Annotated in this window: 21 protein-coding genes; 8 read left to right on the top strand and 13 right to left on the bottom strand. The window is 65.5% G+C overall.

Annotated features, from left to right (window positions below; all coding sequences use genetic code 11):
• Positions 1-78 precede the first annotated feature (78 nt).
• The 5 genes from RMET_RS17155 (at position 79) to RMET_RS17135 (ending at position 6,604) form a co-directional block, all read left to right on the top strand.
• Complete coding sequence (locus RMET_RS17155; protein WP_011517851.1) at positions 79-1,053, top strand: Bug family tripartite tricarboxylate transporter substrate binding protein; 975 nt, start codon at positions 79-81, stop codon at positions 1,051-1,053.
• A gap of 77 nt (positions 1,054-1,130) precedes the next feature.
• On the top strand, positions 1,131-2,369 hold the full coding sequence (locus RMET_RS17150) for a CaiB/BaiF CoA transferase family protein (RefSeq protein WP_011517850.1): 1,239 nt from the start codon (positions 1,131-1,133) through the stop codon (positions 2,367-2,369).
• A 10-nt stretch (positions 2,370-2,379) separates the two neighbouring features.
• Entirely contained in the window at positions 2,380-3,150 is a 771-nt protein-coding gene (locus tag RMET_RS17145; protein WP_011517849.1) for an enoyl-CoA hydratase/isomerase family protein, read from the top strand.
• Between the two features lie 11 nt (positions 3,151-3,161).
• On the top strand, positions 3,162-5,558 hold the full coding sequence (locus RMET_RS17140) for an acyl-CoA dehydrogenase family protein (protein ID WP_231108915.1): 2,397 nt from the start codon (positions 3,162-3,164) through the stop codon (positions 5,556-5,558).
• Positions 5,559-5,611: 53 nt separating this feature from the next.
• Positions 5,612-6,604: a Bug family tripartite tricarboxylate transporter substrate binding protein gene (locus RMET_RS17135; RefSeq protein WP_011517847.1), complete on the top strand. Its 993-nt coding sequence runs from the start codon at positions 5,612-5,614 to the stop codon at positions 6,602-6,604.
• A 28-nt stretch (positions 6,605-6,632) separates the two neighbouring features.
• Here the strand turns inward: RMET_RS17135 and RMET_RS17130 are convergent, their stop codons facing one another.
• From RMET_RS17130 to hpnI, 4 genes are read right to left on the bottom strand one after another with little or no spacing between them, the layout of a single operon-like run.
• Entirely contained in the window at positions 6,633-7,622 is a 990-nt protein-coding gene (locus RMET_RS17130; RefSeq protein WP_011517846.1) for a lysylphosphatidylglycerol synthase domain-containing protein, read from the bottom strand.
• Entirely contained in the window at positions 7,619-8,446 is an 828-nt protein-coding gene (gene hpnK, locus RMET_RS17125) for a hopanoid biosynthesis-associated protein HpnK (protein ID WP_011517845.1), read from the bottom strand. The genes RMET_RS17130 and hpnK overlap by 4 nt, the downstream gene beginning before the upstream one ends.
• A 5-nt stretch (positions 8,447-8,451) precedes the next feature.
• Entirely contained in the window at positions 8,452-9,873 is a 1,422-nt protein-coding gene (gene hpnJ, locus RMET_RS17120) for a hopanoid biosynthesis associated radical SAM protein HpnJ (protein WP_011517844.1), read from the bottom strand.
• Positions 9,870-11,048 carry a bacteriohopanetetrol glucosamine biosynthesis glycosyltransferase HpnI gene (hpnI, locus tag RMET_RS17115; RefSeq protein WP_029306878.1) on the bottom strand — a complete coding sequence of 393 codons (1,179 nt, stop codon included), beginning with the start codon at positions 11,046-11,048 and terminating at the stop codon, positions 9,870-9,872. Before hpnI ends, hpnJ begins: the two co-directional genes overlap by 4 nt.
• Before the next feature lie 301 nt (positions 11,049-11,349).
• Between hpnI and RMET_RS17110 the strand changes: the two genes are divergently transcribed.
• A complete protein-coding gene (locus RMET_RS17110) occupies positions 11,350-12,315 on the top strand; it encodes a cation diffusion facilitator family transporter (protein WP_029306879.1) in 966 nt (321 codons plus the stop codon).
• Here RMET_RS17110 and RMET_RS17105 read toward each other — a convergent pair.
• The 4 genes from RMET_RS17105 to RMET_RS17090 all read right to left on the bottom strand — a co-directional run bounded on the left by RMET_RS17105 (position 12,307) and on the right by RMET_RS17090 (position 15,819).
• Positions 12,307-12,936, bottom strand: coding sequence for a LysE family translocator (locus RMET_RS17105; RefSeq protein ID WP_017516035.1), 630 nt, complete (start codon positions 12,934-12,936; stop codon positions 12,307-12,309). The genes RMET_RS17110 and RMET_RS17105 overlap by 9 nt on opposite strands.
• A 363-nt stretch (positions 12,937-13,299) precedes the next feature.
• Positions 13,300-13,926, bottom strand: coding sequence for a DNA-3-methyladenine glycosylase I (locus RMET_RS17100; RefSeq protein ID WP_011517840.1), 627 nt, complete (start codon positions 13,924-13,926; stop codon positions 13,300-13,302).
• 189 nt (positions 13,927-14,115) lie between these two features.
• The gene (locus RMET_RS17095; protein ID WP_024569536.1) at positions 14,116-15,426 is read right to left on the bottom strand and encodes an MFS transporter; all 1,311 of its coding nucleotides are present in this window, start codon (positions 15,424-15,426) and stop codon (positions 14,116-14,118) included.
• 105 nt (positions 15,427-15,531) lie between these two features.
• Complete coding sequence (locus RMET_RS17090) at positions 15,532-15,819, bottom strand: hypothetical protein (protein WP_375199039.1); 288 nt, start codon at positions 15,817-15,819, stop codon at positions 15,532-15,534.
• A gap of 322 nt (positions 15,820-16,141) precedes the next feature.
• Between RMET_RS17090 and RMET_RS17085 the strand changes: the two genes are divergently transcribed.
• Complete coding sequence (locus RMET_RS17085; RefSeq protein WP_029306882.1) at positions 16,142-17,023, top strand: DODA-type extradiol aromatic ring-opening family dioxygenase; 882 nt, start codon at positions 16,142-16,144, stop codon at positions 17,021-17,023.
• A 17-nt stretch (positions 17,024-17,040) separates the two neighbouring features.
• Here RMET_RS17085 and RMET_RS17080 read toward each other — a convergent pair whose 3' ends face one another.
• The 5 genes from RMET_RS17080 to RMET_RS17060 form a co-directional block, all read right to left on the bottom strand.
• Positions 17,041-18,243, bottom strand: a complete 1,203-nt coding sequence (locus tag RMET_RS17080; RefSeq protein ID WP_011517835.1) for an MFS transporter — start codon at positions 18,241-18,243, stop codon at positions 17,041-17,043.
• A gap of 76 nt (positions 18,244-18,319) precedes the next feature.
• Entirely contained in the window at positions 18,320-19,573 is a 1,254-nt protein-coding gene (locus RMET_RS17075; RefSeq protein ID WP_011517834.1) for an MFS transporter, read from the bottom strand.
• A gap of 111 nt (positions 19,574-19,684) precedes the next feature.
• Positions 19,685-20,095 carry a VOC family protein gene (locus RMET_RS17070; protein ID WP_011517833.1) on the bottom strand — a complete coding sequence of 137 codons (411 nt, stop codon included), beginning with the start codon at positions 20,093-20,095 and terminating at the stop codon, positions 19,685-19,687.
• 33 nt (positions 20,096-20,128) lie between these two features.
• Entirely contained in the window at positions 20,129-20,548 is a 420-nt protein-coding gene (locus RMET_RS17065) for a GNAT family acetyltransferase (RefSeq protein ID WP_011517832.1), read from the bottom strand.
• A 124-nt stretch (positions 20,549-20,672) separates the two neighbouring features.
• Complete coding sequence (locus RMET_RS17060) at positions 20,673-24,266, bottom strand: indolepyruvate ferredoxin oxidoreductase family protein (protein ID WP_011517831.1); 3,594 nt, start codon at positions 24,264-24,266, stop codon at positions 20,673-20,675.
• A gap of 307 nt (positions 24,267-24,573) precedes the next feature.
• Between RMET_RS17060 and RMET_RS17055 the strand changes: the two genes are divergently transcribed.
• Positions 24,574-25,872, top strand: a complete 1,299-nt coding sequence (locus tag RMET_RS17055; RefSeq protein WP_011517830.1) for an NYN domain-containing protein — start codon at positions 24,574-24,576, stop codon at positions 25,870-25,872.
• Positions 25,873-25,917 lie beyond the last annotated feature (45 nt).

Here is a 25,917-nt window from a genome sequence, read left to right as displayed (position 1 = left end):
CGCCCGAGGGCAATAGTGCGACATCACACAGGCCGCATTACCCGGACAGCACAGGGTCGGCCACAAAAAGGAGACACGATGGGTATCAGTCGCCGCAAGCTTCTGATGGGTACCGGGATCGCATTGCTTTCGCGGCCATTGCTGGCAAGTACATGGCCCGCGCGGCCGATCCGGTTGGTGGTGCCGTTCGCGGCAGGCGGGCCTGGGGATTTCGTGGCTCGGCAGATCGCCATGCCACTGTCCCGGAAGCTTGGCCAACCGGTGGTGGTCGAAAACAAGCCCGGCGCGGGTGGCAACCTCGGCACGCAGACCGTGCTCGATAGCGAGGCCGATGGCTATTCGGTCCTGCTCAACACGGTTGGCATGCACGCGGTCAACCCACTGATGTTCCCCGATCTGCGTTTCCAGCCCAGGCGCGATCTGGCGGCGGTTGGCGTGATCGCCACCGTGCCGAATGTGCTGGTAGTGCATCCCACCAAGCTCGGTGTGAGCAACCTGGCCGATCTGGTTCGTCTTGGCCGGCAGCGTCCGAACAATCTCAGCTACGCCACATACGGGGCGGGTAGCTCCCCGCATATCTATGGCGCCTTGCTCCAGAAGGAAGCGGGGTTCACCGCGGTCGCCGTGCCCTACAAGGGAAGCGCGCCAGCAAGCAGCGACGTGATGGCCGGAAATGTGGACTTCCTCTTCGACAGCATGACCACCTGCATCGGGCAGATTCGAGGGGGCAAGCTCAAGGCGCTGGCTATCACCTCGGCAGCGCGCTCGTCATTGCTGCCCGATGTGCCGACGCTACAGGAGTCGGGCTACCCGGCGCTCGACCTGAAATTCTGGCTCGCATTGCAGGTCTCGGCCAAGACGCCCGCACCAGTCCTGCAGGCGCTGCGCGAAGCCGTGGCGGCCTGCACGCAGGATGCCACCTACGGCGACGCGCTGGTGGCGCGTGGCGCGGAGCCATTCCGCATGGCGCCGGCGAGTGTGCAGGATTTCGTCAATCGGGATGCTGCGCGCTGGACCGACCTCGCACGCTCCATAGGCATCAAGCCCGAATAGAGCGCACCGGCAACGCGGGCCGCCCGACGGCGGTCAGTCGCAGTCCTTGAAGCGGCATCAGCATTAGACATACATCCATGATTGCATTGAACGGTATCCGCGTACTCGACCTGAGCAAGGTGCTAGCCGGTCCTTTGTGTGGCCAGTACCTGGGGGAGCTTGGCGCAGAAGTCATCAAGGTTGAACCGGTTGGCCGTGGCGACGACACACGGGCATGGCTGCCGCAGGACCGAGGCCAGTCAGCGACCTTCCTCGCGGTCAACCACAACAAGCGCAGCCTCGCTGTCGATCTGAAGACCGCCGAGGGCAGGCAGATCGTGCAGACGTTGGCAGCAAAATCGGACGTGGTCCTGCAGGGCTTCGGCAGCGGTGCCGCCGCACGGCTGGGCGTGGACTACAAGACGCTGTCCGGCATGAACCCGTCGCTGATCTACTGCGAGATTTCCGGATACGGAAGAACGGGCCCGCTAGGCCAGGAACCTGGTTACGACGTGATGCTGCAGGCGTTCAGCGGCATGGTCAGCACCATGGGCGAAGCGGGTGGCAAGCTGGCGCGCGCCAGCTTCTCGCCGGTAGACCTGGGGACGGGCATGCACGCGTTCAGCGGCATCCTGGCGGCCCTGCTCGAGAGACAGAAGACCGGGCGAGGCATGTTCCTGGAGGTGTCGTTGCTCGACACAGCCATGGGGTTCATGAGCTACCTGGCACAGAACTACTGGTGCAGCGGGAAGCTGCCGCGCCCAATGGGAACCGCCCATCCCGCCATGGCGCCATACCAGGTATTCGAGGCATCGGACGGCCCCATCATGATTGGCGTTGGCAATGATGCCCAGTGGCGGCGCTTTTGCCCGGTCGCCGGACTCGACGATGTCATCGACGCACCCAAGTTCGCGACCAATGCCGCGCGCGTCGCGCATTTCGATGAAACCGTGGCGATGGTGCAGGCGCGCATTGCGCTGCAGCCAGTCGCGCACTGGATCGAGGCATTGCGCAAGGCGGGTGTGGCTTGCTCTCCCATTCACACGCTCGGCGACGCATTGGCGCATCAGCAGGTTGCGGCACGCGAACTGATTGTCGAATCCGATCACCCCGTGCTTGGCAAGGTTCGCAACGTTGGCTTGCCGATCCGCTTTGGCGAGGCGCCACGTGGTGCGCATCGCGCTCCGCCGCTGCTGGGCCAGCACACCGACGAGGTACTCGGCGAGGCTGGCTACGGCCCCGATGCTATTGCCGATTTCAAGGCGCGAGGCGTGATCGCCACCGCCAACCTGCCGCAGGCTGATTCCCAGCCGGCCGCGGCCCCTCTCACTGCATGAGTGGAACCCCATGACATCCGTTTCCTACGAGGTCCGCGACAACATCGCGGAGATCCTTCTTGATAGCCCTCCCGTCAACGCGCTGAACGAGGCGATGATCGACGCGTTGCTGCAAGGGCTGCGCCGAGCAGCCGAGGACGACTCGGTACGCGCCGTGATACTGGCCAGCGCCGTGCCACGCCGGTTCTGTGCCGGGCTGCAACTCGATAGCCTGCGCGACGCGCCGCCATCGCGCGGCTACGCACTGGTGGAGAAGCTCTATAGCGGGCTGTGCGAGGCACAGTTCCATCTTGGCAAGCCGTCGATCGCCGCCGTCGGCGGTACCGCCCGGGGCGGTGGCATGACACTGGCGATCCACTGCGACATGATCGTTGCCGCTGACACCGCGACCTTCGGCTATCCGGAGATCGATGTCGGGCTGGTACCCGCGATTCACTACACCCATCTGCCGCGCATCATCGGCCGGCATCGTGCCTTCGATCTGCTGTTCACGGGGCGTTCGTTCGATGCGGCGGAAGCCATGTCGTTGGGGCTGGTCAACCGCGTGGTGCCAGAACAGCGCGTCATGGAGGAGGCTCGCGCGCTGGCGCGCTCCCTGTGCCAGAAATCGCCCGAGATCATGCGGATGGGGCGGCAGGCATTCATGCGGGCTAACGACATCGACTACCGGCGTGGCGTGGCAGGCGCGGTGGAAACGTTCGGGAACATCTTTGCTACCGAGGACGCGCAGGAAGGCATCGCCGCATTCGTGGAGCGACGCAAGCCACGCTGGCAAGCGTGAAGACCATGACGATGCGTGATCCTGGAACATCAGATGGGGCGCAAGACAGCGACGAGGCATTCCGCGCCGAGATCCGCTCCTTTCTTAGGAATGCCGTGCCGGCGGATATCCGCGCCGCCACGCGCGCGCACTGCCTGGTCACGCGGGAACAGGCGGCGCGTTGGCATCGCATCCTGCATGCCCAAGGCTGGGCAGCACCCGGCTGGCCACGCGAGCACGGCGGCACGGGGTGGTCGCTGGTGCGGCAGGCCATCTTTCGGGAAGAACTTGCGGCCAGCGACGCGCCCTACATCGAGAACCTCGGCATCGATACCATCGGCCCGACGCTGATCCGACACGGCACCGATGAGCAGTGCAAGCGGTTCCTGCCAGGCATGTTGTCGTTCGACGACTTCTGGGCGCAGGGCTACTCCGAGCCCGACGCAGGATCGGATCTGGCTGCACTGCGAACCACGGCCCGTCGCGAGGGCGATTGCTGGATTGTGAACGGCAGCAAGATCTGGCAAAGCCTCGGCCACTGGGCCAACTGGGCGCTGTTGCTGGTGCGTACCGATCCGGCCGCATCGCGCAAGCAGGATGGCATCTCGATCCTGCTCGTGGACCTGCGCACCCCCGGCGTGACAGTGCGGCCGATCCGGTATATCAACGGCTCGCATTTCCACGTCCAGATGTTCTTCGACGATGTGCGCGTGCCGGCAGCCAATCTGGTTGGCGAGCCCAATGGCGGATGGGCGATCGCCAAGGGCCTGTTGGTCATCGAACGCCTGTTCGTGGCCCGCGTGGCGGAGTGCAAGGCGGAGCTGGCCAGGGCCGCTGCGCTGCTCCACCCGCCGCCAGGCGAAGGCGATCCGGCCATGCGCGGCGAACAGGAGATGGCGTTTGCGCTGACGGCGCGGCGCCATGCCGCACTGGAAATTCGTATGCGCGCGCTCGAAGCCGCGTGGTGGCCGGCGATCCAGCAGGCGGCCGAAGGTGGTCGGCCGGATCTTGAAGCTTCGCTGCTGAAGCTCGAGGGCATCCAGCTGCTGCAGGATCTTCATCTGTTCCGGATGGATACACATGGCACAGCCTCGCTGCGGCTCTATCCCGAAGCGCTCGATGGCCAGCCGCCTGGTGTGCCCGACGATGCCGCGTCCGCTGGCAATCAGACACTGCACATGTGGCGCTATCGCGGGAGTTCGTTGGCAGGCGGTTCGTCGGAAATTCAGCGACAGATCATCGCCAAGGCGATCTTCGACGGACAGACCGAACTGGACGTGCCGCGCAACGACCATCTTGGCGACGAACAGGCCATGATGGTCGACACGATGAGGCGGTGGCTGAGCAAGCATTACAGCTTCGAGTTCAGGCAGCAGGCCATGCACACGCCAGGCGGGTGCAGTGCATCCGCGTGGTCAGGCCTGGCCGGGCTCGGCATCACCAGCCTGACCATACCGGAGGCGCTAGGGGGCATGGGGCAGCCGATGACGGATCTGCTCCCACTGATGGAGACGCTGGGTGAGGCATTGGTACTGGAACCCGTGCCGTGGAGCGCGGTGTTCGGTACGCAGATATTGCTTGCGCTCCCCGTCGGCCCGTCACGTGATGCGCGCCTGGCCGCATTGGCCGGTGGTGATGCGCGCTGCGCAGTGCTATGCGGGAAGGAACCAGGCGTCGGGAAGACGCCGCAACCGACCGTGATCGCGCAGCGTGTCGGCGACGAGTGGCAGCTCAATGGTGACGATGCAATGGTCATGGGCGGCACCGATGCGCATCACTTCATCGTGGCCGCGACGCTGGACGACGGCAGCCTCGGCCTGTTCGATCTGCCGGCCGATGCCTCTGGCGTCGTCGTGCAGGGCTATCGCTTTCATGACGGCCGCGGCGCGGCGGAAGTGCAGCTGACCAACGTGCGGCTGAGCGCGTGCTCCATGCTTGGCCAAGGCGAACAGGCGGCGACGGCGCTCGATATAGGCATGACATTCGCCACGCTGGCCTTGTGTGCCGACAGTATCGGCGCCATGCGGCGCGCGCTGGGCATCACTGCGGAGTACCTGCGCACGCGCAGGCAGTTCGGCCGCACGCTCGCGGAACAGCAGGTGGTTCAACACCGCATGGCCGACCACTTCCGCGCCTGGAACGGTGCGCGTCATCTTGCAAGGCGGGTACTGGCCGATTGGGATGCGGCGCCGCCTGCCGAGCGCCGTCGCCGCATCTGCGCGGCGAAGCACCTGTCTGGCGTGGTTGGCCGCGCCATTGCGTTCGACGTCCTGCAATTGCATGGCGCGGTTGGCTTGCAGGATGAGACGCCGATCAGCCACTACAGCAAACGGCTTGTCGGCAACGATTTGCTGCTTGGCAGCGCCGATACCCATCTGGGTCGCTTCGCCGCCGCAGCGGATGCGGTTCCGCCAGCGCCGGTGCGCTGACAGAGACCGATCAGAGACGCATCAGTGCAATGGATCAGGAGGAGACAAAGAATATGCGGGCATTCCATGCTTCAAGACGTCTGATACGCGCGCTCGCTGGTGGTCTGATCGCGTTGGCAGCCACCGCAAGCTTCGGCGCGCCGGATGCCGCCTGGCCATCGCGGCCCGTCACCATCATCGTGCCCGGTGCGGCGGGCGGCACGATCGACATCCCGATTCGCCTGCTGGCGCAAAAGCTTGGCGCGCGTCTGGGGCAGGCCATCGTCGTAGACAATCGTCCGGGCAGCGGCGGCATCATCGGCACACAAGCCGCGCTGCGCGCGCCTGCCGATGGCTATACGCTTCTGGCCGGCAACGTCGGCCCGCAGGCCATCAACTACAGCGCGTACAAGCATCTCTCCTACCAGCCATCGGACCTGACGGCGATCACCGACATCATTGCCTTTCCTAACGTGCTGGTGGTCAACGCCCAGTCGCCAGCGAGGACCGTGGCTGATCTGGTCGAGCAGTTGAAGCGGAATCCCGGCAAGCTCTCCTTCGGCTCTGCCGGTATCGGTCAGACCAGTCACCTCGTGGGCGAACTGTTCAGGATGCGCACCAGCACCGATGCCATCCATGTGCCTTACAAGGGATCGACACCGGCCACCACGGCGTTGCTGGCAGGAGAGACCACGTTTCAATTCGACAATCTGACGCAGGCGCTGCCGTACATCCGTGCCGGCAAGCTGCGTGCCCTGGCGGTGGCTGCCTCGCAGAGAGCGCCGTCGTTGCCCGATGTTCCCACCATGGAGCAGGCTGGCTTCGCCAATTTCACGTCGACAGCGTGGATCGGCATCTTCCTGCCAGCGAAGGCGCCACCTGCCGTCATCGCTTCGCTCGAACAGGCCCTGGCGGCGGTCATGCGAGACCCCGACCTCATCTCCCAGTTCCGGCAGATGGGCGGCATTCCGGGCGGACAGTCGCCGGAGAAGTTCTCCGCGTTCGTGGCCGCGGAGCGGGAGAAATGGGGGCTTGTGATTCGCACATCGGGCCTGACGCTGGATTGACGCCCAGTGCATCGGCCAGCCGGGTGATTCAACCGGCGACCCGCCGCCGCATCTGCCGCCACTCCACCCACTGCCAAGACAACAGCGCCGGTACCCCGAACAGGACTTCGCGCGCGCGCTTGACCAGCGCGAGCGCGAGCGAGGTCTGCGGGTCGATGCCGAAGCTGGTGCCCAGCAGCACGATCACCGCCTCCTGCACCCCCAGCCCCGCCGGGATGAAGAACGCCACCTGGCGTGCGGCGAGTGTCAGGGCTTCGATGGCCAATGCCTCGCCGAAGCCCACCGGGTGGCCGAGCAGCGATAGTCCCCACCAGACTTCGAGCGTGCCGACGACGAGCCCGGTCATCTGCCAGATCAGCGTGCGCACCAGCACGCCGTAGTGGCGGCACAGCGCGCGAATCTGCGCGTCGAGGCGGGCGCCGTCGATCAGCGCGGCGAGCTTGTGGTCGTCGCCGAGCATCCGCTGCGCGAACGATTCGAGTCGGGTGAACCATGCGCCGTGGCGCAGTGCGTAGGCGAATAGTGCGGGGATCGGCAGTGACAGCAGCAGGCCGATGGCCACCAGCAGGCCGTGGTCGCTGTCCTGCGTGATCGACATCAGCAGCAGCACCCCGGCTAGTGCGAACAGGTAGTGCGAGAACATCGTCACCATCACCTCGATGACGATGCTTGCCGAGACCGCCGTACCATCTGGCACGCGCCGCCACGCGAGGCGGATACCGACGAGTTCGCCGCCGATGCCGGCCGTGGGCAGCAGCCGGGTCACGGCTTCGCGCACCGTCGCCACCCAGAGCAGGAAGCCCGTGCCAGCGCGTTTCTCGGGATCGGCCGGCGCGAGCAGCACGCGCCAGCCATAGGCGTCAAACCAGAGCGCGATGAGGTGGATCGGCACCAGCCACAGCAGCGGCCATCCGGCCTGCTCGAGGATGTGTGCCACTTCGGCAATGCCTTCCGTGGCCACGACAACCGTCAGGATCAGCAAACCAGCCAGTGCACCCAGCAGGGCGAAGCGTTTCATCGAAGTCCAGCGTGAAGATCAGTGAAGCCACCGCGACGCGGGGCAAAACGGTCCGCGGCGGCGCGCACGCGCGGGGAGAGCAGCGCGGCGAGTTCATCCGCGTGCCGGTAGCCGGTCATCGATGCGCCCACTTCGGCACCCGATGTCACGGCGGGATGCAGATACATCTCGACCACACCGCGCGGCAGTTGTTCGAACGCCGCCAGCAACGTGGCTTCGTCCATTGCGCCCGTGTCGGACAGCCCAAGCACATAGTCGTTGTAGGCAATGCCCGCGCGTTGCAGGCGCGCGCGCAGCAGCGCGAGCCAGGGGCGCAGCAGCAGCGGTCCACCGGCCTCGCGCGGTAGTCGCACGGCGCGCATGCCGTAGTCGCGTCCGATGCTCAGGATCAACGACAGCACGGTCGGATGCAGATGGAAATGCTTGTGTGCGTTGACGTGATCGAGCGGCAGGCCGGTGGCGGCGAAAGCCTCGAACTGCGCGCGGATCTCGGCAGCCAGTTGCGCGCGCACACGCGGCAGGAAGAAGAAACGGAAGCCGTCCCGCACCATCGCGCTGCCAAAGCGGCCGCTGGCGTCAACCAGATCCGGAATCTGGTCGTACGGCAGCGTGGCAACGCCATCGGCCAGCACCAGATGCAGGCCGACGCGCAGCCCGGGTAGCCGGCGTGCGCGTTCCACCGCGTCGGCGGCGGCCGGCGAGCTGACCATCAGGCTGGCGGCGTTCAGGATGCCCTGGCAGTGCGCGCGCTCCACGGCCTCGTTGATGTCGTGGTGAAGGCCGAAGTCATCGGCGGTGACGATCAGCAACTGGCCGTGGGTCATGCGGGTCAGGCCTCGTGCGAGCGGAGGAAGCGGAAGAACTCCACACCTTCGCGCAGCCGGCGCTTGGTCATGTTCCAGCTACCCGCCATTTCCCGCACGATCTCCCAGATCTTGCTGGGCCGGAAATAGAAGCGTTTGTAGAACGTTTCCACGCCGTGATAGATCTCCTCGCGGCTCAGGTGCGGATAGCTGATCGCGGCCAGTTGCACGCCGCTGTCGTTGACCAGGTGGATGACCTTGTTCTCCTCCAGCCAGCCGTTGTCCACGGCCTGCTTGTAGAGCGTGGTGCCGGGATACGGCGCGGCCAGCGAGACCTGGATCGTGTGCGGATTGATTTCCTTGGCGTACTCGATCGTCTTCTCGATCGTGTCGCGCGTCTCGCCGGGCAGGCCCAGGATGAACGTGCCGTGGATCTGGATGCCGAGCTTGCGGCAATCCTCGGTGAAGCGGCGCGCGATGTCGGTGCGCAGGCCTTTCTTGATGTTGAGCAGAATCTGGTCGTCGCCCGACTCGTAGCCCACCAGCAGCAGGCGCAGCCCGTTCTCCTTCATGATCTTGAGCGTGTTGTAGGGCACGTTGGCCTTGGCGTTACACGACCAGGGCAGGCCGATCTCGCCCAGCCCGCGAGCGATCTCTTCCACACGCGGCTTGAAGTCGGTGAACGTGTCGTCGTCGAACATGATTTCGCGCACTTCCGGCATGTTCTCCTTGATCCATTTCACCTCGTCGATCACGCTCTGCGCGGATCGCGTGCGATACCGGTGGCCGCCGACCGTCTGCGGCCACAGGCAGAACGTGCAGCGAGAGCGGCATCCGCGCCCCGTGTAGATCGACACGTACGGGTGCATCAGGTAGCCGATGAAGTAATTCTGGATCTTCAGGTCGCGCTTGTAGACCGGGGCGACGAACGGCAACTCGTCCATGTTCTCGATCATCGGACGCGCCGGGTTGTGTTCGATCGTGCCATCGGGCAGGCGATAGCTGAGCCCGGCAATGCCTGCCAGGGGCTTGCCGGCGGCAACGTCCTGGCACGTGTAGTCGAATTCCTCGCGACAGACGAAATCAATCGCCTCGGTGGCGCTGAGCGTGCCGCCCGGATCCACCGCAGCCTTGGCGCCGACCATGCCGATCATGATGTCCGGACGCCGCTCCTTGAGCTGCTCTGCAAAGCGCGCATCGGTCGGAAAGGACGGCGTGCTCGTGTGGATGATGACAAGGTCGTAGTCCACCGCGATATTCAGCGTCTGTTCCACGCCGAGCCCATCTGCCGGCGCATCGAGCACACGGCTGTCCGGCACCAGCGCGGCAGGCTGTGCGAGCCAGGTCGGATACCAGAACGACTTGATCTCGCGTTTGGCCTGGTAGCGTGATCCTGCGCCACCGTCAAAGCCGTCGTACGAAGGGGCCTGAAGAAAGAGCGTTTTCATCGGGGGCTATCCTGAGCGTGAGGCGTGGTCGAATAAAGAGGCTTGGGCAACGCAGGCCGGTTGCCCGGCTGCGCTGTGGAATGGGTAGGTGGCGCGTCGGTAGTCGTCATCACGTGGCCGCGCCAGTGCACACGGCCACCGCCGAGCGCGGCAGCCCATTCCACCAGCAACAATGCGTCGCGCAGTGGCGCGCGTAGCGCAGCGCCGATGCTGCCGGCGATCACGCTGCGCGCGAGCGCGCCGACGAGTGCGATGGCCAGCACCGGAAGGTGCGGCGCGAGCAGGCAGCCGAGCACCAGCATCGGCCAGGTGCAGGTCAGGAACGTGAAGAAGAAGCCGGACGCGTTCAGGGACCGGATCGTGCGAAGCCAGCGCAGCTCATGGCGCCACAGGGCGCGCAGGCTGGTCTCGGTGACGTCGGTTTCCACCACGACATCCGACAGCACGGTCTTCCATCCCGATTGCCGGGTCAGCTCGCCCAGCCAGTAGTCGTCCGCCAGCCGGTTCGCCAGCGCCCGAAACCCGCCGATCGCGTTGAGGGTGTCGCGGCGCAACGCGATTGTCGCGCCAAAGGCAAAGCGCCGCGACCCGCCCGCGTGGGCCACGCGGACCGACGGCGCGAACCATTCGTTGATAAAGGCGGCACCCAGCCGCGACCAGATGCCGTCGACTGGGCGGCCCCGATACAGGCATGTGACGACACCGACATGCGGATCGCTAAGCGGTCCTGCCAATCGGCGCAGGTAGTCGGGCGGCACGGCGATGTCGCTATCCGCGATCACCAGATGGGCGTGACGCGCCGCGCGGTACAGATTGATCAGGTTGCTGACCTTCGGATTGCGCCCATGCGTGCGCGCGTCGACGATCAGCACGATGTCGCGTTCCGGGAATGCCGTGCGCAGAAGGTTCACGACCGTGATCGCCGGATCGTCATAGGCGCAAACGCCGAAAACAAGCTGGTAGTCGGGATAGTCCTGCCGGCACAGGCCGGCCAGGTTTTCGTAGAGATGGGGTTCGGCCCCGCAAAGCGGCTTGAGCACACTGACCGGTGCCAGGTGTGATGGCGTGGCGGTCTGGGCAGGGCGCTTACGGCTGACACACGCAGCCACAACGGCGTAGACCGTGGCGGCCTCCACCATCAACTGTCCCACTGCAGCGGTCCAGATGGCACTCATGTCTGCCCCTTATCGCACGCGACCAAGCATCACTGCATCACCGGAATTCTTGTGAGCACACCGTGAACTGCATCAGGCCTGAAACAAAGGCGTGGACGTATTATTGCCGTCATACGCGCGTTGCGCCACAACTGGCTGTCATCGTTCACCCCGACGCGGTTTACCTGCATCCACTTTGCATCTTCGGGATTAATCCTGGATTAATGGCTTACCATTTCAGACCACTGTCACCGTGATGTAAAAGTGCTACCGTATGCACGTATTGCTCACCCCCATTTCGATCCCGTTTTCCCTGAATACCATGCGCGATAGTTCCATCGCTGACGATTCCCTGGCCCCTGAAGTCGCCCAGCACGACGAAGCCGCGCGGGCACGCCATCTGGCAGGCCGACGCAGCACGATGGTCAGTGTCTACGTCAATATCGCACTGAGCATTGCGCAAGCCGTGATCGGGATCATTGCGGGTTCACAGGCGCTAGTTGCGGATGCACTCCATTCGCTTTCCGATCTGATTTCCGATTTCGTGGTGTTGTTTGCAGGACACCATAGCCGCAAGGATGCCGATACCGATCACCCGTACGGGCACCAGCGTTTCGAGACTGCTGCCTCACTGGCGATCGGCGCATTGCTGCTGGCGGTGGGTGTCGGGATGCTGTGGGCGGCCGTCGGCAAGATCCAGCACCCGAACGGCGTACAACCGGTGCAGACCATTGCGATCTGGATGGCGCTTGGCGCGCTGGTGGCCAAGGAGTTGCTGTTCCGCTACATGCTGCGCGTGGCCGAACGGATCCGGTCGAGCATGCTCGTGGCCAACGCGTGGCACGCGCGATCCGATGCCGCATCGTCACTGGTGGTGGCGCTGGGTGTCGGTGGCAACCTGCTTGGCTATCACGTGCTCGACCCCGTGGCGGCGATCGTGGTCGGCTTGATGGTGTCGCGAACGGGCCTGAAGTTCGGCTGGGACGCGCTGAGCGACCTGATGGACCGCGCCGCGGACGAGGATACTGTGGCAGCGCTACGCGCGGCCATGCTCGAGACGCCGGGCGTGCTCGGATTGCATGACCTGAAGACGCGCAAGATGGGCGACATGATTCTGGTGGACGTCCATCTGGAGATCCAGGCCGACCTGACCGTCGAGCAAGGCCACGCGATTGCCACGGAGGCGGCGCGTCGTGCCATGGCGCGCAACGACGTCCTCAACGTGATGACCCATGTGGACCCGGTAAGGGTGACCGGAGTGAGCGGCGAGAGCCGCCGCTCAGCGTAGCTCGCTGCGGCGGTACAGGCTCAGACCCACCGCCAGGAACGCCAGTATCCCGGCGCAGCCCCGGTTGACCCAGCGCACGGCGCGCGCCGACATCGTCCGCATGGCGTGCTGCCCGCCAAAGGCGTAGATCATCATCATCAGGATGTCCAGGATGGCGGCCACCACGGCCAGGATCGTGTATTGCAGCGCCACCGGCTTGTCCGGGTGGATGAACTGCGGCACGAAGGCCGACGTGAACAGCAGCGTCTTCGGATTGGACAGCGCCACGAACAATGCGCGCAGGAATGCCGCCCAGCCATTGACTGACGCCTCGCCGGACGAGACAGTCAGCGCCTGCACCGGCGCCCGCCACAGCCCCCACGCCAGATAGAGCAGGTACGCGGCACCGATCCACTTGATCACCGCGAACATCTGCTCGGACGCCAGCAGCACGGCGCCAAGCCCGCAACCCACCGCACCGATCAGGATCAGGTCCGCCAGTGCCGCGCCGGCGATGCCACAGGCTGCCACCCGCATGCCGCGCGTGGCTCCGTTGCTCAGGGCCAGCAGCATCGTCGGGCCGGGCGTCACCACCACGGCGCCAACGGCAATCATGTACAGGAACAGGGTAGTGGCATCCATCGGCAGCATCCTTGGCGGTGGTCCCTCACCATGCGCGGCCTGTGGACAAATGGGCGGTTGACCTGGGGACAACCGGGTGAACAGCCTGTGGTCCGGCTGGGGGTCGCATGTGGGACGTATACGAACAACTCGGCAAGCTTACCGCTTTCCGCAGGCGGAAAGAAAACTTGTCCACCCGTATCCACGTATACATAACCCGCTTGCCCTAAGGGTTCGGGCAAACGTAAACCATTGATGCGGCAAGAGATAAGCCGGTTATCCACGCTGACGGGTCAGTCTTATCTATTACTACTATCTATGTATACGTAAACAACAATGTAAACAGACATGTATACGTAAACACCCGTATACGTGCCCTGCCTATTATTTCGGCACCTTGAACGCTTTGCGCGCGCGCTGTACTTCGGCGCGAGTCCAGCATCCTTCGCGATGGTCGTTGACCAGCCCCATTGCCTGCATCAGCGCGTACATCGTGGTCGGGCCCACGAACTTCCAGCCACGCTTCTTCAGGTCCTTCGACAACGCCACCGCCTCCGGGCAGGTGGTCATGCCCTGCAGCACCTCAGCCGTGAGCGTCTTGGGCCGGCTCTTCGGGTCGGGCTCGAACTTCCAGAAGTACGCAGCCAGCGACGATTCGGTCTTCAGCAGTTCCTTCGCGCACTGGGCATTGTTGATCGCGGCTTCGATCTTGCCGCGATGGCGGACGATACTTGCGTCGCCCAGCAGCCTTTCCACGTCGTGCTCGGTGAACCGCGCCACCTTGTTGATCTCGAAATTGGCAAATGCGCTGCGGAACGCCTCGCGCTTGCGGAGGATCGTCAGCCAACTCAGGCCCGACTGGAAGCCTTCCAGGCAGAGTTTCTCGAACAGCCGCCGGTCGTCGTCGACAGGGAAGCCCCATTCGTGATCGTGGTAGTGGCAGTAGTCCTCGAGCGTGCCGCACCAGCCGCAGCGTTCGCGGGGCTGTGGCGCGGATGTCGATCTGGTCATGCGATGGGGCTCCTTGGCGGGCAGGTTGGACGTGCGTCCACGCGATCTTGCGCCTGTTACCCGACGCGGTAAAGGCGCGGCATGGCTGGATTCGGACATGCGATTTGCATCACTGCCTGACGAATCCGGCTGGCGAAAAAAAAGCCAACCCGGAGGTTGGCTTTCTTCTGCTTGCGCAAGCGTAAGCGGTCAGGCGAGCTTCTTGCCGGTACGGTCGTGCATGAACACGAGTGCGACGAAGCTGATGGCCGCAGCGGCGATCACGTAGTAAGCGGGCGCCAGCTTGTTGTGCGTCGATTCGATCAGCCAGGTGACGATCAGCGGCGCGAAGCCGCCGAAGATCGTCACGGCGAAGTTATAGGCCAGCGACAGGCCAGTGGAGCGGACCTCGGTCGGGAACTGCTCGGCCAGCACGGCGGGCGCCGGGCCCGTGAAGGCGGCCAGCAGGATGCCCAGCACGATCTGCACCTGGAGCAGGGTAGCCGTGGTCGGCGAAACGTTGAGCCAGTGGAACAGCGGGTAGGCCAGCACGCCGATGGCCAGCGCCACGACGCCAAGCATCCGCTTGCGGCCCACGCGGTCCGACAGCATGCCCATCAGCGGGCACAGCACCAGGATGATCGCACCGCAGATCGCGGTGGACTGGAACGTGGCGCCCAGCGGCAGACCGAGTTGCTGCTTGGCGTAGGACGGCATGTAGAACACCAGCACGTAGGTGCAGACGGTCCAGAGGATCGTCACGCCCAGACCGGCCAGCACTTCGCGCGGATGATCGCGCAGCACCTGCGACAGCGGCGAGAACTTCACATTGCTCGCGCGGCGCTCGGCTTGCCGTGCCTCGAACTCGGGCGGCTCTTCCAGGTGCGAGCGGATGTACATGCCCACCGGGCCGATCAGCAGGCCGAACAGGAACGGGATGCGCCAGCCCCAGGCATCGATCTGGGCCTGGTCCAGGCCGTTGGTCACCAGCGCGCCCATGGCCGCGCCGAGCATGAACGAGATGCCCTGGCTGGCTTGCTGCCAGCTGGCGTACATGCCACGTTCCTCGTCGGGGGCGTGCTCGATCAGGAACGCCGTGGCGCCGCCGACTTCGCCGCCGGCCGAGAAGCCCTGGATCAGGCGCGCCAGCACGATCAGTGCCGGAGCCCACAGGCCGATCGAGTCGTAGGTCGGCGCCAGGCCGATGATCGCCGTGCCCAGCGCCATCATCAGGATGGTCAGGGTCAGCGCCGCCTTGCGGCCCACGCGGTCGGCGTAGACGCCCAGCACGATCGCGCCCACCGGACGCATGAAGAAGCCCACGCCGAACGTGGCTACCGTCAGCAGGAATGACGTCATGTCATTGCCGGTGGGGAAGAACAGCTTGGCGATGATGACTGCGAAGAAGCTGTAGACGGTGAAGTCGAACCATTCCAGGCCGTTGCCGATGGTCGCGGCGATGATCGCGCGGCGTCGGGTGGCCTTGGACAGCTCATTGGCGGATGTAGCAGTGACGGACATGGCGCGAATGATGATGTTGAGAGAACCTTTGGATGCCACTGCAAGCGCGTGCTCTGGCAGTGGCGAAGGCGTCATCTTAAGCGATTCCTTACACCAGCGAAGCCGTCAGCCCGGGCGGTGGCCGTGATGGGGCGCGTGTTGCCCGGCGGCGGGGCGCTCATCCCCTGCCGGAGCGACATTGCGGTCCGGAAGATTGGGTTTCTTGCGTGTGAACCAGAGCCAGACGGCGCTCGCGAGCCAGCCTGTGACGAATACCGTATCGCCCGCATGGTTGAACAGCGCGCTGGCGTAGGGGGTGCTGAAGACACTGGCGAGCGCTTCGGCGGGCAATCGTGCGACGATCCAGAGCAGTACGGCGGGGACGCTGCCGTAAACGCCGGGCTGCCACCACAAGGCATGGGGCAGGGCGTGCAGGGGATCGAAATGCTTGGCCACGGGGTTCTCCAGCCGATGCCCGGCACGTTGTCTGGGGCGCAGGGGCATCGTGTTCCCCATCATAGGCCGATTCGGCTTGCGCCTGTCGACGGTGCGGCCGGATCCCCTATGTGCTGTGTGCGTTATCCAACGCTCGCGCGCGGTGCGCGGATGGTCGGCGCAGGTCTTGTTGAAGTTTTTTGCACGAGGTGTCCGTAATTGGCCTGCGTCAGCGCCAGCTTTCTTTGCCAGACTTGAGGCATCGCACAAATTCGCTGAACGGCAACTCGCCATGAACACCATGCTTCCCGTCCTCTACGTGTCCCACGGATCCCCCATGCTCGCGATCGACCCAGGTCCGACCGGCGCCGCCTTCGACGCGCTCGGCGTCCGCCTGCGCGCGCTCAAGCCCAAGGCCGTGCTGGTGATTTCCGCGCACTGGATCTACAGCACGCTGGCGGTCAGCACGCGCAGCCAGCAGGAGGCATGGCACGACTTCGGCGGCTTTCCGCGCGAGCTCTACACGCTGCGCTATGACGCGCCGGGCTCGCCCGAGCTTGCCGGCCGCGTGAAGGCGCTGGTCGAGGCGGCTCAGATCCCGGGCGCCGGGTTTGTTTGCGAGGATGAAGAGCGTCCGCTCGATCACGGAGCCTGGATGCCGCTGCGTCACTTCTTCCCGGATGCCGACGTTCCCGTGGTCCAGCTCGCTTTCAACCCGTACCTGCCTCCGGCTACGCAGATCGAGATCGGCCGCGCACTGGCGCCGCTGCGCGAGGAAGGCGTGCTTGTGATCGGTTCGGGCAGCTTCACGCATAACCTGCGCGAAGTGTTTGGGGCGGGTGAACGCAAGGCGCAGCACGGCCCGGCGACCGAGCCGTACGTCGATGCCTTCCGCGACTGGATGAGCGGCGCGCTGGACGAGGCGCTGGCCACCGGCGACGTCAGCCGCATCGCGGACTATCGTGCCCAGGCACCGTTCGCCCGTCGCGCGCATCCGACGGACGAGCACCTGTTGCCGTTCTACGTGGCGCTGGGCGCCGCGATCGGGCCAGCCTCCGTGGCCGAAGGGCCAGCGCGGGTGGACCGCGTGGCCGATGAGGTCACCTATGGCGTGCTGGCGATGGACACGTTCGTCTTCGATGGCATCGGCACAGGTCATGCGCCGCTGTCGAAGGCGGCCTGAGCCTGCCGCGTGTCGAATCAGGTGATGAGATAGCGGCGTGCCGCCTTCGCGCCGAACAGGGCGATATAGCCCATCGTTAGCGCCACCACGGTGATGCCGATACGCAGGTCCGAGAGGTGCGCGACGCCGCCGATCAGCACGGGCCCGAGCAGCAGGCCCACATAGGCGAAGCGCGCTACGCGCGCGATTGCCTCCGCCGCGGCCACGCCGGGCAGGCGCGACGCGGCGGCGAAGAAGATCGGCACCATGTTCGCGGCGCCGAGCCCCATCAGCCCGAAGCCGATCAACGCGGCCAGCGGCAACGGCACGGCGATGGCCAGCACGATGCCGGCAAAGCCGAGCCAGGCGCTGCCGGTCAGCGTCCGCGCGTCGCCGAAACGGGCACGCAGGCGGTCACCGCCGAAGCGGCCGCAGGCCATGCCTCCCGAGAACGCCGCATACCCGAAGCTGATCCAGCCCAGCGGTGCCACGGCCACGTCGCGCATGTAGACGCTGGTCCAGTCGTACATCGCCCCTTCACCCACAAGCCCCAGGAACGCCATCAGGCCCAGCAGCCATAGCGCGCGCGACGCGTGTTCGCGGTGATGGTCGGCCGTGGGCAGCACCGGATGATCGGCCAGCAGCCCCGGCGTCATGCCGATTGCCACGCCCGCCGTCAGTGAGGCGATCAGCGCAGCGTGCACCAGCGGCGGCACGCCAAGCGACAGCATGAGCCCGCCGAACGCCGCGCCGATCATCCCACCCAGGCTGAACATGCCGTGCAGCGCGGACATCACCGGACGTGTGCGGCTGGCTTCCACGATCGCGGCCTGCGCGTTCATGCCGACGTCAAACGCGGCGTTGGCCATGCCGAATATCAGCAACGTGGGCAGCAGCAGGGCAAAGCTCGGCATGGCGATGATCGCCAGCGTGAGCAGCGCGAAGGCGACGCCGCCGATCATCGAGGCGCGCGCGCTGCCGAGCCGGCCCACCCAGCGGCCCACCGGGCCCATGGCGACGATGGCACCAGCGGCCACGGCCAGCATGGCGAACGACAGCATGGCATCGGACAGGCCGAAACGTGCCTTGATCGTAGGAATGTGGACGCCCCAGGTGGCAAATGTGGCGCCGTTGGCAAAGAACAGCGCCATGGTGCCGCGTGTGGCACGGGAGACTGCCGAGGGCGACGGGGGTGGAGCGGTTTCGGTACGGGCGGGTGATTCGATCGAGTATTCGGACATCAGGTACTACCAGACAGCAAGGAGACAACAAAGAGACAACAAAGCCATGACATGAGGCAATAACGCTGCGACGTCGCTACGCGGGGGCCGCGCCGGCACGCAGCAGGCCACGCTGATGCAGCGCGAACGCAAAGGCGGCCAGCGCGCCGATGGATAGCGCCACCATGACCCACAGCATCAGCCAGTAGCCGCCGGCGGCACGCCAGAGCAGGGCGCCGAACCACGGCGCGGCGGCCTGCATCAGCAACACAGGGGTCATCATTAACCCATTCAGCGTTGCATAGTGATGACGCGAGATCAGTTCGGGCATGGCCATCGCGCGCAGCATCGTGTTGACGCCGTTGGCGCAGCCATAGCAGATCGCCGCGAACATCAGCCAGTAGCCGTTCCCCAGCGCCAGACAGGCCAGCCCGATGGTCATCACGATGTAGACCGGCATCGACAGCCGCACCGGGTGATCGATCGGCAGCCGCGCCATGGCGAGCCGTCCGGCCACTTGCGCGGGCCCGATCAGCGCGGCCACGATCAATTGCTGCGCGACGGGCATCCCCTTCTCCGTCAGCATCGGAATCAGGTGGGCGCCGAGTAGCGATGCGATCACCGCCGTGGCTGTGAACGCCAGCACAACACACCAGAATACCGGCTGGCGCAGCGTCGCGCGGGCGATGCCGGAGGACGCCGCGCCGGCCAGCGGTGTGCCGCTGTGGGTGGCGGCATGGGCGTAGCTGGGATGCACGGCGTAGCGCAGCCGCGCGTGCAAGGGCGCGCAGACGAACAGGTTTAGCGCGGCAAAGACGACCAGCGTCTCGCGCCAGCCCAGATGGAGCACCAGCCACTGCGCCAGCGGGATGAAGATCGTGCTGGCGAAGCCAGCAAGCAGCGTCACATGGACGATCGGCTTCTGGTAGCCGTCCCCCCAGGCCTGACGCAGCACCACGAACGCCGGCTCGTACAGTGTCGACGCCATGGCCAGCCCGAGCGGAATCCACATCAGCAGGAATACCGCCGGCGACGGGCACCACGCCCAGAGCAGCAGTCCGATGGCGGCCAGCACCGAGCCCGTGCCCATGACCTTGCGTGCCGGCACGCGGTCCAGCAGCCGGCCTACTGCGAACGAGCACATCGCCCAGACCAGCAGCCCCAGCGAGAATCCGCCCGCCAGGAACGGTTTGCCGTACCCGAGAGACTGGCGCATCGGTTCGATGAACACGGTGAACGCGAAGTACAGCGTCCCCCAACTGATGATCTCGGTGATGCCGAGCGTCCAGACGATCTGGCGGGGTGGCAGTGCCGGGCCACCGGCGGGATGGGGGACGGAAGGAGCGTTCATGGCGCGCCCGACGCGGATTTGGGGGGGCGCCGGTGGCGAAGCTTGATCGATGAAGCGAAGATTGTATCGGTCCGCCCGTGCCAGCGGGAAGCCACTTTCCGGGGGGATCCCTTAGTCCGGCGTCGCCGGACCTTTCAGCTCGACGGTATTGCCGTCCGGATCCTTCACGTAGATCGACGGCCCGCGGCCCTCTGCGCCAAACCGCTGCTCGACCGGACTTGCATCAACATGATGAATACTTAGATGCCTAAAAATTGCTTGTTCATCGAACGGGTCGATGCGAAGGCAGAAGTGATCGAGGTTGTGGCCCTCCGGGCCGGGTCCGGCCCCGCCAGCCTGCCCGAGCGGGCCATCGAGCGAAACCAGATCGATCAGTCCGCCGCCGGCGCGCAACTGGGTCAGGCCGAAGGCGGGCTGCTCGCGCTCGATGGTGCAGCCAAGCACGTCAACGTAGAAGCGCACGAGGCGGGGGACATCGGCGGTGCGCAGCACCAGATGGTCGATACCGCGGATCTTCAGCATGGCGGGTTGCGCTGACCGGAGGGTCACCGGGAATCATTGATCGGGGATCAGCCGCTTGCCCAGGCTGACCGCGGCGTCACGGGTGTAGCCAAGTTCGTTGTAGAACGCCAGCACGGCGTCGTTGCCTTCGCGCACCAGCAGGTTGATCTTCGGGCAGCCGCGCTCGACCAGCAGCGCCTCGGCGTGTGCCATCAGCATACGCCCATAGCCATGGCCCTGATGGGCGGGGTCCACGGCCAGGTAGTAGACCCAACCGCGATGCCCGTCGAACCCAACCATGGCCGACGCGCGCACATGTCCGTCCACATCGCCGATCAGGAACATCTCCGGCTGCTCGGTCATCTTGCGGGCGATGTCGCGATGCGGATCGTTCCACGGGCGTGTCAGCCCGCAGGCTTTCCACAGGGCGATGACATCGGCTTCGTCGGTCGGGTTGTAGGGGCGGATTTGCATGGGAATGCCGGGAGTGTGTCGGCCTGCCAGTGTAGCGCCGGCCAGGCTATGACACGCCAAGACGCGCCCAGATGCAAAAACGGCGCGGGATTCACTCCCGCGCCGCCGTTCTGCTCCGCCGCAATCAGGCTGCCTGCTGCCCCGCCTGCGGATTGCGGAACTGGGCGAGCAGCTTTTCCCACCGACCGCGTGCCGCCTTGAGGTTGTTTTCCTTCACATGACCGAACCCGCGAATATCGTCGGGCACGTTCGCCAGCGCCACCGCCGTATCGTGGTTGGCCGCGCTCAGACCCTTCGACAGCTCGTCGAGCAGCGAACGATACTCGCCGATCAGCGCGCGTTCCGTGCGACGCTCTTCGGTCTTGCCGAAGATGTCGAGCGGTCCGCCGCGCAGGCCCTTGAGCTTGGCCAACATACGGAACAGCGTCATGGTCGACGGGCCGAAGCGGCGCTTGACCAGATGACCCTTGTCATCGCGCTTGGCCGTGGTCGGCGGCGCGAGCCAGAAGTTCAGCTGATAGTCACGGCCCGGCTCGCCTTCGAACTGCGCACGCAGCTTGTCCAGGAAGATGGGGTCGGTGTACAGGCGCGCCACTTCGTACTCGTCCTTGTACGCCATCAGCTTGGCCAGGTTGCGTGCCGCGGCTTCCGTCAGCGGCAGCGGCTTGCCTGCGCCCACCAGCGCGCTTTCCGCCGCGCGCACGCGATTCACCGCGTCGCGATACTGCTCGGCGTAGGCCGCGTTCTGGTACTTCGTCAGCAGGTCGACGCGATTGGTGATCAGCTTCTCCAGCAGCGCGCCCGACGACGTCGGCAGCTTCACCACATCCGCGCCTTCCGTCTGCGTCTTGAGCTTGCCGGTAAGCGACAGCACGTGATCGGGGTCGTGCGCCATGTGGCGGCCCCAGTCGAATGCGGCCTTGTTCTTGTCGACCGAGACACCGTTCAGTTCGATCGCACGCACGAGCGCTTCGAGCGACAGCGGAATCCAGCCCTTCTGCCACGCGTAGCCCAGCACCAGCGGGTTCGTGTAGATCGCGTCACCAAGCAGCGCCACGGCCAGCGCGCTGGCATTGATGAAGTCGCAGGCCTCGCCGACCGCATTGCGGATGTCCTGCTCGGCGGACAGGCCCGGGAACTGCCACTTCGGGTCCTTGATGAACGCGGCGGTCGGGGTTTGTGCCGTGTTGACCACGGCACGCGTGCGGCCCGTCTGCGTCTTCGAGATGACCTCATCGGTGGCCGACACGATGGCGTCGCAACCGATCACGAGATCGGCCTCGCCCATCGCGATGCGCGTGGCGTGCAGGTCATCCGGCTTGGCCGCGATCTGCACATGCGACAGCACGGCGCCACCTTTCTGCGCCAGGCCGGCCATGTCGAGCACCGTCACACCCTTGTTCTCCAGGTGCGCCGCCATGCCGAGCAGGCCGCCGATCGTCACCACGCCGGTACCGCCCACGCCGGTCACGAGGATGCCGTACGAACGGCGCATCGTCGGCAGCACGGGTTCGGGCAGCGCGGGCAGTCCTCCCATCGACATGCCAGTGGCCTGAGGCTTGCGCACCTGCGCGCCTTCGGCCGTGACAAAGCTCGGGCAGAAGCCGTTCACGCACGAGAAGTCCTTGTTGCACGACGACTGGTTGATCTGGCGCTTGGTGCCGAGTTCGGTCTCCAGCGGTTCCACGGAGAGGCAGTTCGACTTGACCGAGCAGTCGCCGCAGCCTTCGCACACGGCGTCGTTGATGAACGCGCGGCGTGCCGGATCAGGGAACGTGCCGCGCTTGCGGCGGCGACGCTTCTCCGTGGCGCAGGTCTGGTCGTAGATCAGGATCGTGCAGCCAGGCACCTCGCGCAGTTCGCGCTGGATGTTGTCGAGTTCCTCGCGTGGATGCACGGTCAGACCCTCGGGCAGCTTGATCGCGCTGTTGTACTTCTCGGGCTGGTCCGTGACGATGACGATCTTCCTCGCACCCTCGGCGGCCACCTGGAAAGCGATGTCCTGCACCGAAAGCTGACCGTCGACGGGCTGGCCGCCGGTCATTGCCACCGCGTCGTTGTAGAGGATCTTGTAGGTGATGTTCACACCGGCCGAGATCGACGCGCGGATCGCCAGCAGGCCGGAGTGGAAGTACGTGCCGTCGCCCAGATTGGCGAACACGTGGTTATCGCCGGCAAACGGCGCCTGGCCGATCCACGCCACGCCTTCGCCGCCCATCTGGCTGAACGTGCTGGTATTGCGGTCCATCCAGACCGTCATGTAGTGGCAGCCGATGCCGGCCAGCGCGCGCGAACCCTCGGGCACGTTGGTCGACGTGTTGTGCGGACAGCCCGAGCAGAACCACGGCTTGCGCTCGGCGGTGACGCGCGGCGTGGCCAGCGCTTTTTCCTTCGCCTGGATCAGGGCCAGGCGCGCCTCGATGCGCGCGCGGATGTCGCTCGGCAGGTCGAACTTCTCGAGCCGCGTGGCGATGGCCTTGGCGATGATCGCCGGGGACAGCTCGTAGTGCGCCGGCAGCAGCCAGTTGTTCTGCGGGATCGACCATTCGCCACCCGCGTTGTCCTTCTCGTCGAACTTGCCGTAGACCTTGGGACGCACGTCGTCGCGCCAGTTGTACAGCTCTTCCTTGAGCGCGTACTCCATGATCTGGCGCTTTTCTTCGACGACCAGGATTTCATGCAGACCCTCGGCGAACGCACGCGCGCCATGCGCTTCGAGCGGCCACACGCAGCCCACCTTGTAGAGCCGGATGCCGATGCGGGCGCAGGTCTCGTCGTCCAGCCCCAGGTCGGACAGTGCCTGGCGCGTGTCGAGATAGGCCTTGCCAGCGGTCATGATGCCGAAGCGCGCGTGCGGCGAATCGATCTCGATGCGGTCGATCTTGTTGGCGCGCACATAGGCCAGCCCCGCGTACCACTTGTAGTCGAGCAGGCGGGCTTCCTGTTCCAGCGGCGGGTCCGGCCAGCGGATATTCAGGCCGCCCTGGGGCAGCGCGAAGTCATCGGGCAGAACGATCCGCACGCGGTGCGGGTCGAGTTCAACCGATGCCGAAGATTCCACCACATCGGTCACGCACTTCATGGCCACCCACAGACCCGAGTAGCGGCTCATCGCCCAGCCATGCAGGCCGTAGTCCAGGTACTCCTGCACATTCGACGGGTAGAGCACGGGCAGGCCGCAGGCCTTGAAGATGTGTTCCGACTGGTGCGCCAGCGTGGAGGACTTGGCCGAGTGATCGTCACCGGCCAGCACCAGTACGCCGCCGTGCCTGCTGGAGCCGGCCGAGTTGGCGTGCTTGAAGACGTCGCCGGTGCGGTCGACACCCGGACCCTTGCCGTACCACATGCCGAACACGCCATCGAACTTGGCGTCCGGATACATGTTGACCTGCTGCGATCCCCAGACGGAGGTGGCGGCAAGGTCTTCGTTCAGGCCGGCCTGGAACACGACGTTGTGCGCCGCAAGGTGCTTCTTGGCTTTCCAGAGTGACTGGTCGAGCGCGCCGAGCGGCGAGCCGCGGTAGCCGGAGATGAAGCCTGCGGTATTCAGGCCGGAGGCGCGGTCGCGTTCCTGTTGCAGCATCGGAAGACGTACCAGTGCCTGCGTGCCGCTGATGTAGATGCGGCCGCGTTCCAGCGTGTACTTGTCTTCGAGGGAAACGTTTTCGAGCGCGCGACGGATGGCGTCGCTGACCGGAGGGGTCAGTGGGGCATTCATTTGTGCTCCTCTAGGGGCATGCTGTCGGGATCACCGACACATCAGTTGTGGGCAGCCGTTCGCAGTCTCTTTTGGAGCCATTGGACGACCGTGTCTCTGCGCGGCATGGTAGCACCGGCGTGCAGGCCGCGGTACCGTGCGATGCAGCATAAATCGCGCCCGGGACCCCCGTGATTTCCCGTATACGCATACGCCACACGTGTACACTGCGGTGCATCCAAACGGCGCACGCGCGAGCCACGATGTAGACCGCGCGCCACCACGGCGTATCCTGTCGTGGTGCAACCCGCCCCATCCAACTCCGACCATGACCAATACTCCTCGCCAGGGCGCGACCCTGGCCGTGCTGATCGATGCCGACAACGCGGCGCCTGCCATCGTCGAAGGCCTGCTGGCCGAAGTGGCCAAGTACGGCGTTGCCGCCGTCAAGCGTATCTACGGCGACTGGACGCGTCCTAACCTGTCGGGCTGGAAGGACCGCCTGCTGGCGCACTCGATCCAGCCGATCCAGCAGTTCCGCTACACCGTGGGCAAGAACGCCACCGACAGCGCGATGATCATCGACGCGATGGACCTGCTCTACACGGGCCGCTTCGACGGGTTCTGCATCGTCTCCAGCGATAGCGATTTCACGCGCCTGGCATCGCGCATCCGCGAACAGGGCCTGACCGTCTACGGTTTCGGCGAACGCAAGACGCCGAAGCCGTTCGTGACCGCGTGCGACAAGTTCATCTACTCCGATGTGCTGCGCGCGGACGCCGATTCGGATTCCGACTCCGAGACCGGGAGCGCGCCGGCACGCAAGCGCACGACCCAGGAACTGCGCCAGGATTCGCGTCTGGTGCGGCTGCTGCAGAGCGCGTCGCAAGCCGTGTCCGACGAGGATGGCTGGTCCACGCTCGGTGGCATCGGCAACTACATCGCCAAGCAGGCCCCGGAATTCGATTCGCGTAACTATGGCTACGGCAAGCTTTCGGAGCTGGTGACGGCGACGAACCTGTTCGAGGTGGAAACGCGCAATGGCGGCAATAACAAGACCCTCTGGGTGCGGCTGAAGAAGCGCAACAAGGGTGAGGGTGGTGGGCAGCCGCAGCCGGCGCAACCGCAGCAGCAACAGCAGCCGCAGCAGCAGGGGCAGTCGTCCCAGCCGTCCCAGTCGCAGCAGCCATCGCAGCAAGCCCAGCCACAGCAGCAGCGTCCGGCCCCGGCACCCGCACGACCCGTGCAGCCCGCGCCCGAACCCGTGGCAGTCATACCGGCAACCGAGCCCGCTCGGGTGACGGAAGAGGAAGACGACGACGCAGCCGGTTCCGCCTCAACGCTGATTCAGGAGGCCGTGGAGGTCTCCACCGAGAGGCCGAAGGCGGGCGGCAAGCGCGGCAAGCGTCCCGATGTCACGCTGAGCGATACCCCGTGGCCGATCGACCAGTCGGTGTTCTCGGCGCCCGGCGCGACCGTGCTGTCGGCACAGGTAGACGTGCCCGAGGAGACGAAGGCGGCAGCGCCTGCGGAGGAAGCCAAGAAGCCGGCGAAGAAGAAGCCTGCGGCAAAGAAGGCCGCACCGCGCAAGCGGGCGCCGGCGAAGAAGGCGGCTGCAGCGGAGTAAGCGCCGTCGTGGTCTGACGTCGCTGTCCTCTCCTGCAGGCGGGAG

It is taken from the genome of Cupriavidus metallidurans CH34, from assembly GCF_000196015.1.
In the GTDB taxonomy this organism is placed as follows: Bacteria; Pseudomonadota; Gammaproteobacteria; order Burkholderiales; family Burkholderiaceae; genus Cupriavidus; species Cupriavidus metallidurans.
Note: the sequence above shows the minus strand (reverse complement) of the source record. Positions and strands in the feature narration are given on the sequence as shown.

Excerpts from the sequence above, each read along its gene's own strand:
- RMET_RS17155 (WP_011517851.1), top strand. The coding sequence starts at position 79 with ATGGGTATCAGTCGCCGCAAGCTTCTGATGGGTACCGGGATCGCATTG.
- RMET_RS17150 (WP_011517850.1), top strand. The coding sequence starts at position 1,131 with ATGATTGCATTGAACGGTATCCGCGTACTCGACCTGAGCAAGGTGCTA.
- RMET_RS17145 (WP_011517849.1), top strand. The coding sequence starts at position 2,380 with ATGACATCCGTTTCCTACGAGGTCCGCGACAACATCGCGGAGATCCTT.
- RMET_RS17140 (WP_231108915.1), top strand. The coding sequence starts at position 3,162 with ATGCGTGATCCTGGAACATCAGATGGGGCGCAAGACAGCGACGAGGCA.
- RMET_RS17135 (WP_011517847.1), top strand. The coding sequence starts at position 5,612 with ATGCGGGCATTCCATGCTTCAAGACGTCTGATACGCGCGCTCGCTGGT.
- RMET_RS17130 (WP_011517846.1), bottom strand. The coding sequence starts at position 7,622 with ATGAAACGCTTCGCCCTGCTGGGTGCACTGGCTGGTTTGCTGATCCTG.
- hpnK (WP_011517845.1), bottom strand. The coding sequence starts at position 8,446 with ATGACCCACGGCCAGTTGCTGATCGTCACCGCCGATGACTTCGGCCTT.
- hpnJ (WP_011517844.1), bottom strand. The coding sequence starts at position 9,873 with ATGAAAACGCTCTTTCTTCAGGCCCCTTCGTACGACGGCTTTGACGGT.
- hpnI (WP_029306878.1), bottom strand. The coding sequence starts at position 11,048 with ATGAGTGCCATCTGGACCGCTGCAGTGGGACAGTTGATGGTGGAGGCC.
- RMET_RS17110 (WP_029306879.1), top strand. The coding sequence starts at position 11,350 with ATGCGCGATAGTTCCATCGCTGACGATTCCCTGGCCCCTGAAGTCGCC.
- RMET_RS17105 (WP_017516035.1), bottom strand. The coding sequence starts at position 12,936 with ATGGATGCCACTACCCTGTTCCTGTACATGATTGCCGTTGGCGCCGTG.
- RMET_RS17100 (WP_011517840.1), bottom strand. The coding sequence starts at position 13,926 with ATGACCAGATCGACATCCGCGCCACAGCCCCGCGAACGCTGCGGCTGG.
- RMET_RS17095 (WP_024569536.1), bottom strand. The coding sequence starts at position 15,426 with ATGTCCGTCACTGCTACATCCGCCAATGAGCTGTCCAAGGCCACCCGA.
- RMET_RS17085 (WP_029306882.1), top strand. The coding sequence starts at position 16,142 with ATGCTTCCCGTCCTCTACGTGTCCCACGGATCCCCCATGCTCGCGATC.
- RMET_RS17080 (WP_011517835.1), bottom strand. The coding sequence starts at position 18,243 with ATGTCCGAATACTCGATCGAATCACCCGCCCGTACCGAAACCGCTCCA.
- RMET_RS17075 (WP_011517834.1), bottom strand. The coding sequence starts at position 19,573 with ATGAACGCTCCTTCCGTCCCCCATCCCGCCGGTGGCCCGGCACTGCCA.
- RMET_RS17070 (WP_011517833.1), bottom strand. The coding sequence starts at position 20,095 with ATGCTGAAGATCCGCGGTATCGACCATCTGGTGCTGCGCACCGCCGAT.
- RMET_RS17065 (WP_011517832.1), bottom strand. The coding sequence starts at position 20,548 with ATGCAAATCCGCCCCTACAACCCGACCGACGAAGCCGATGTCATCGCC.
- RMET_RS17060 (WP_011517831.1), bottom strand. The coding sequence starts at position 24,266 with ATGAATGCCCCACTGACCCCTCCGGTCAGCGACGCCATCCGTCGCGCG.
- RMET_RS17055 (WP_011517830.1), top strand. The coding sequence starts at position 24,574 with ATGACCAATACTCCTCGCCAGGGCGCGACCCTGGCCGTGCTGATCGAT.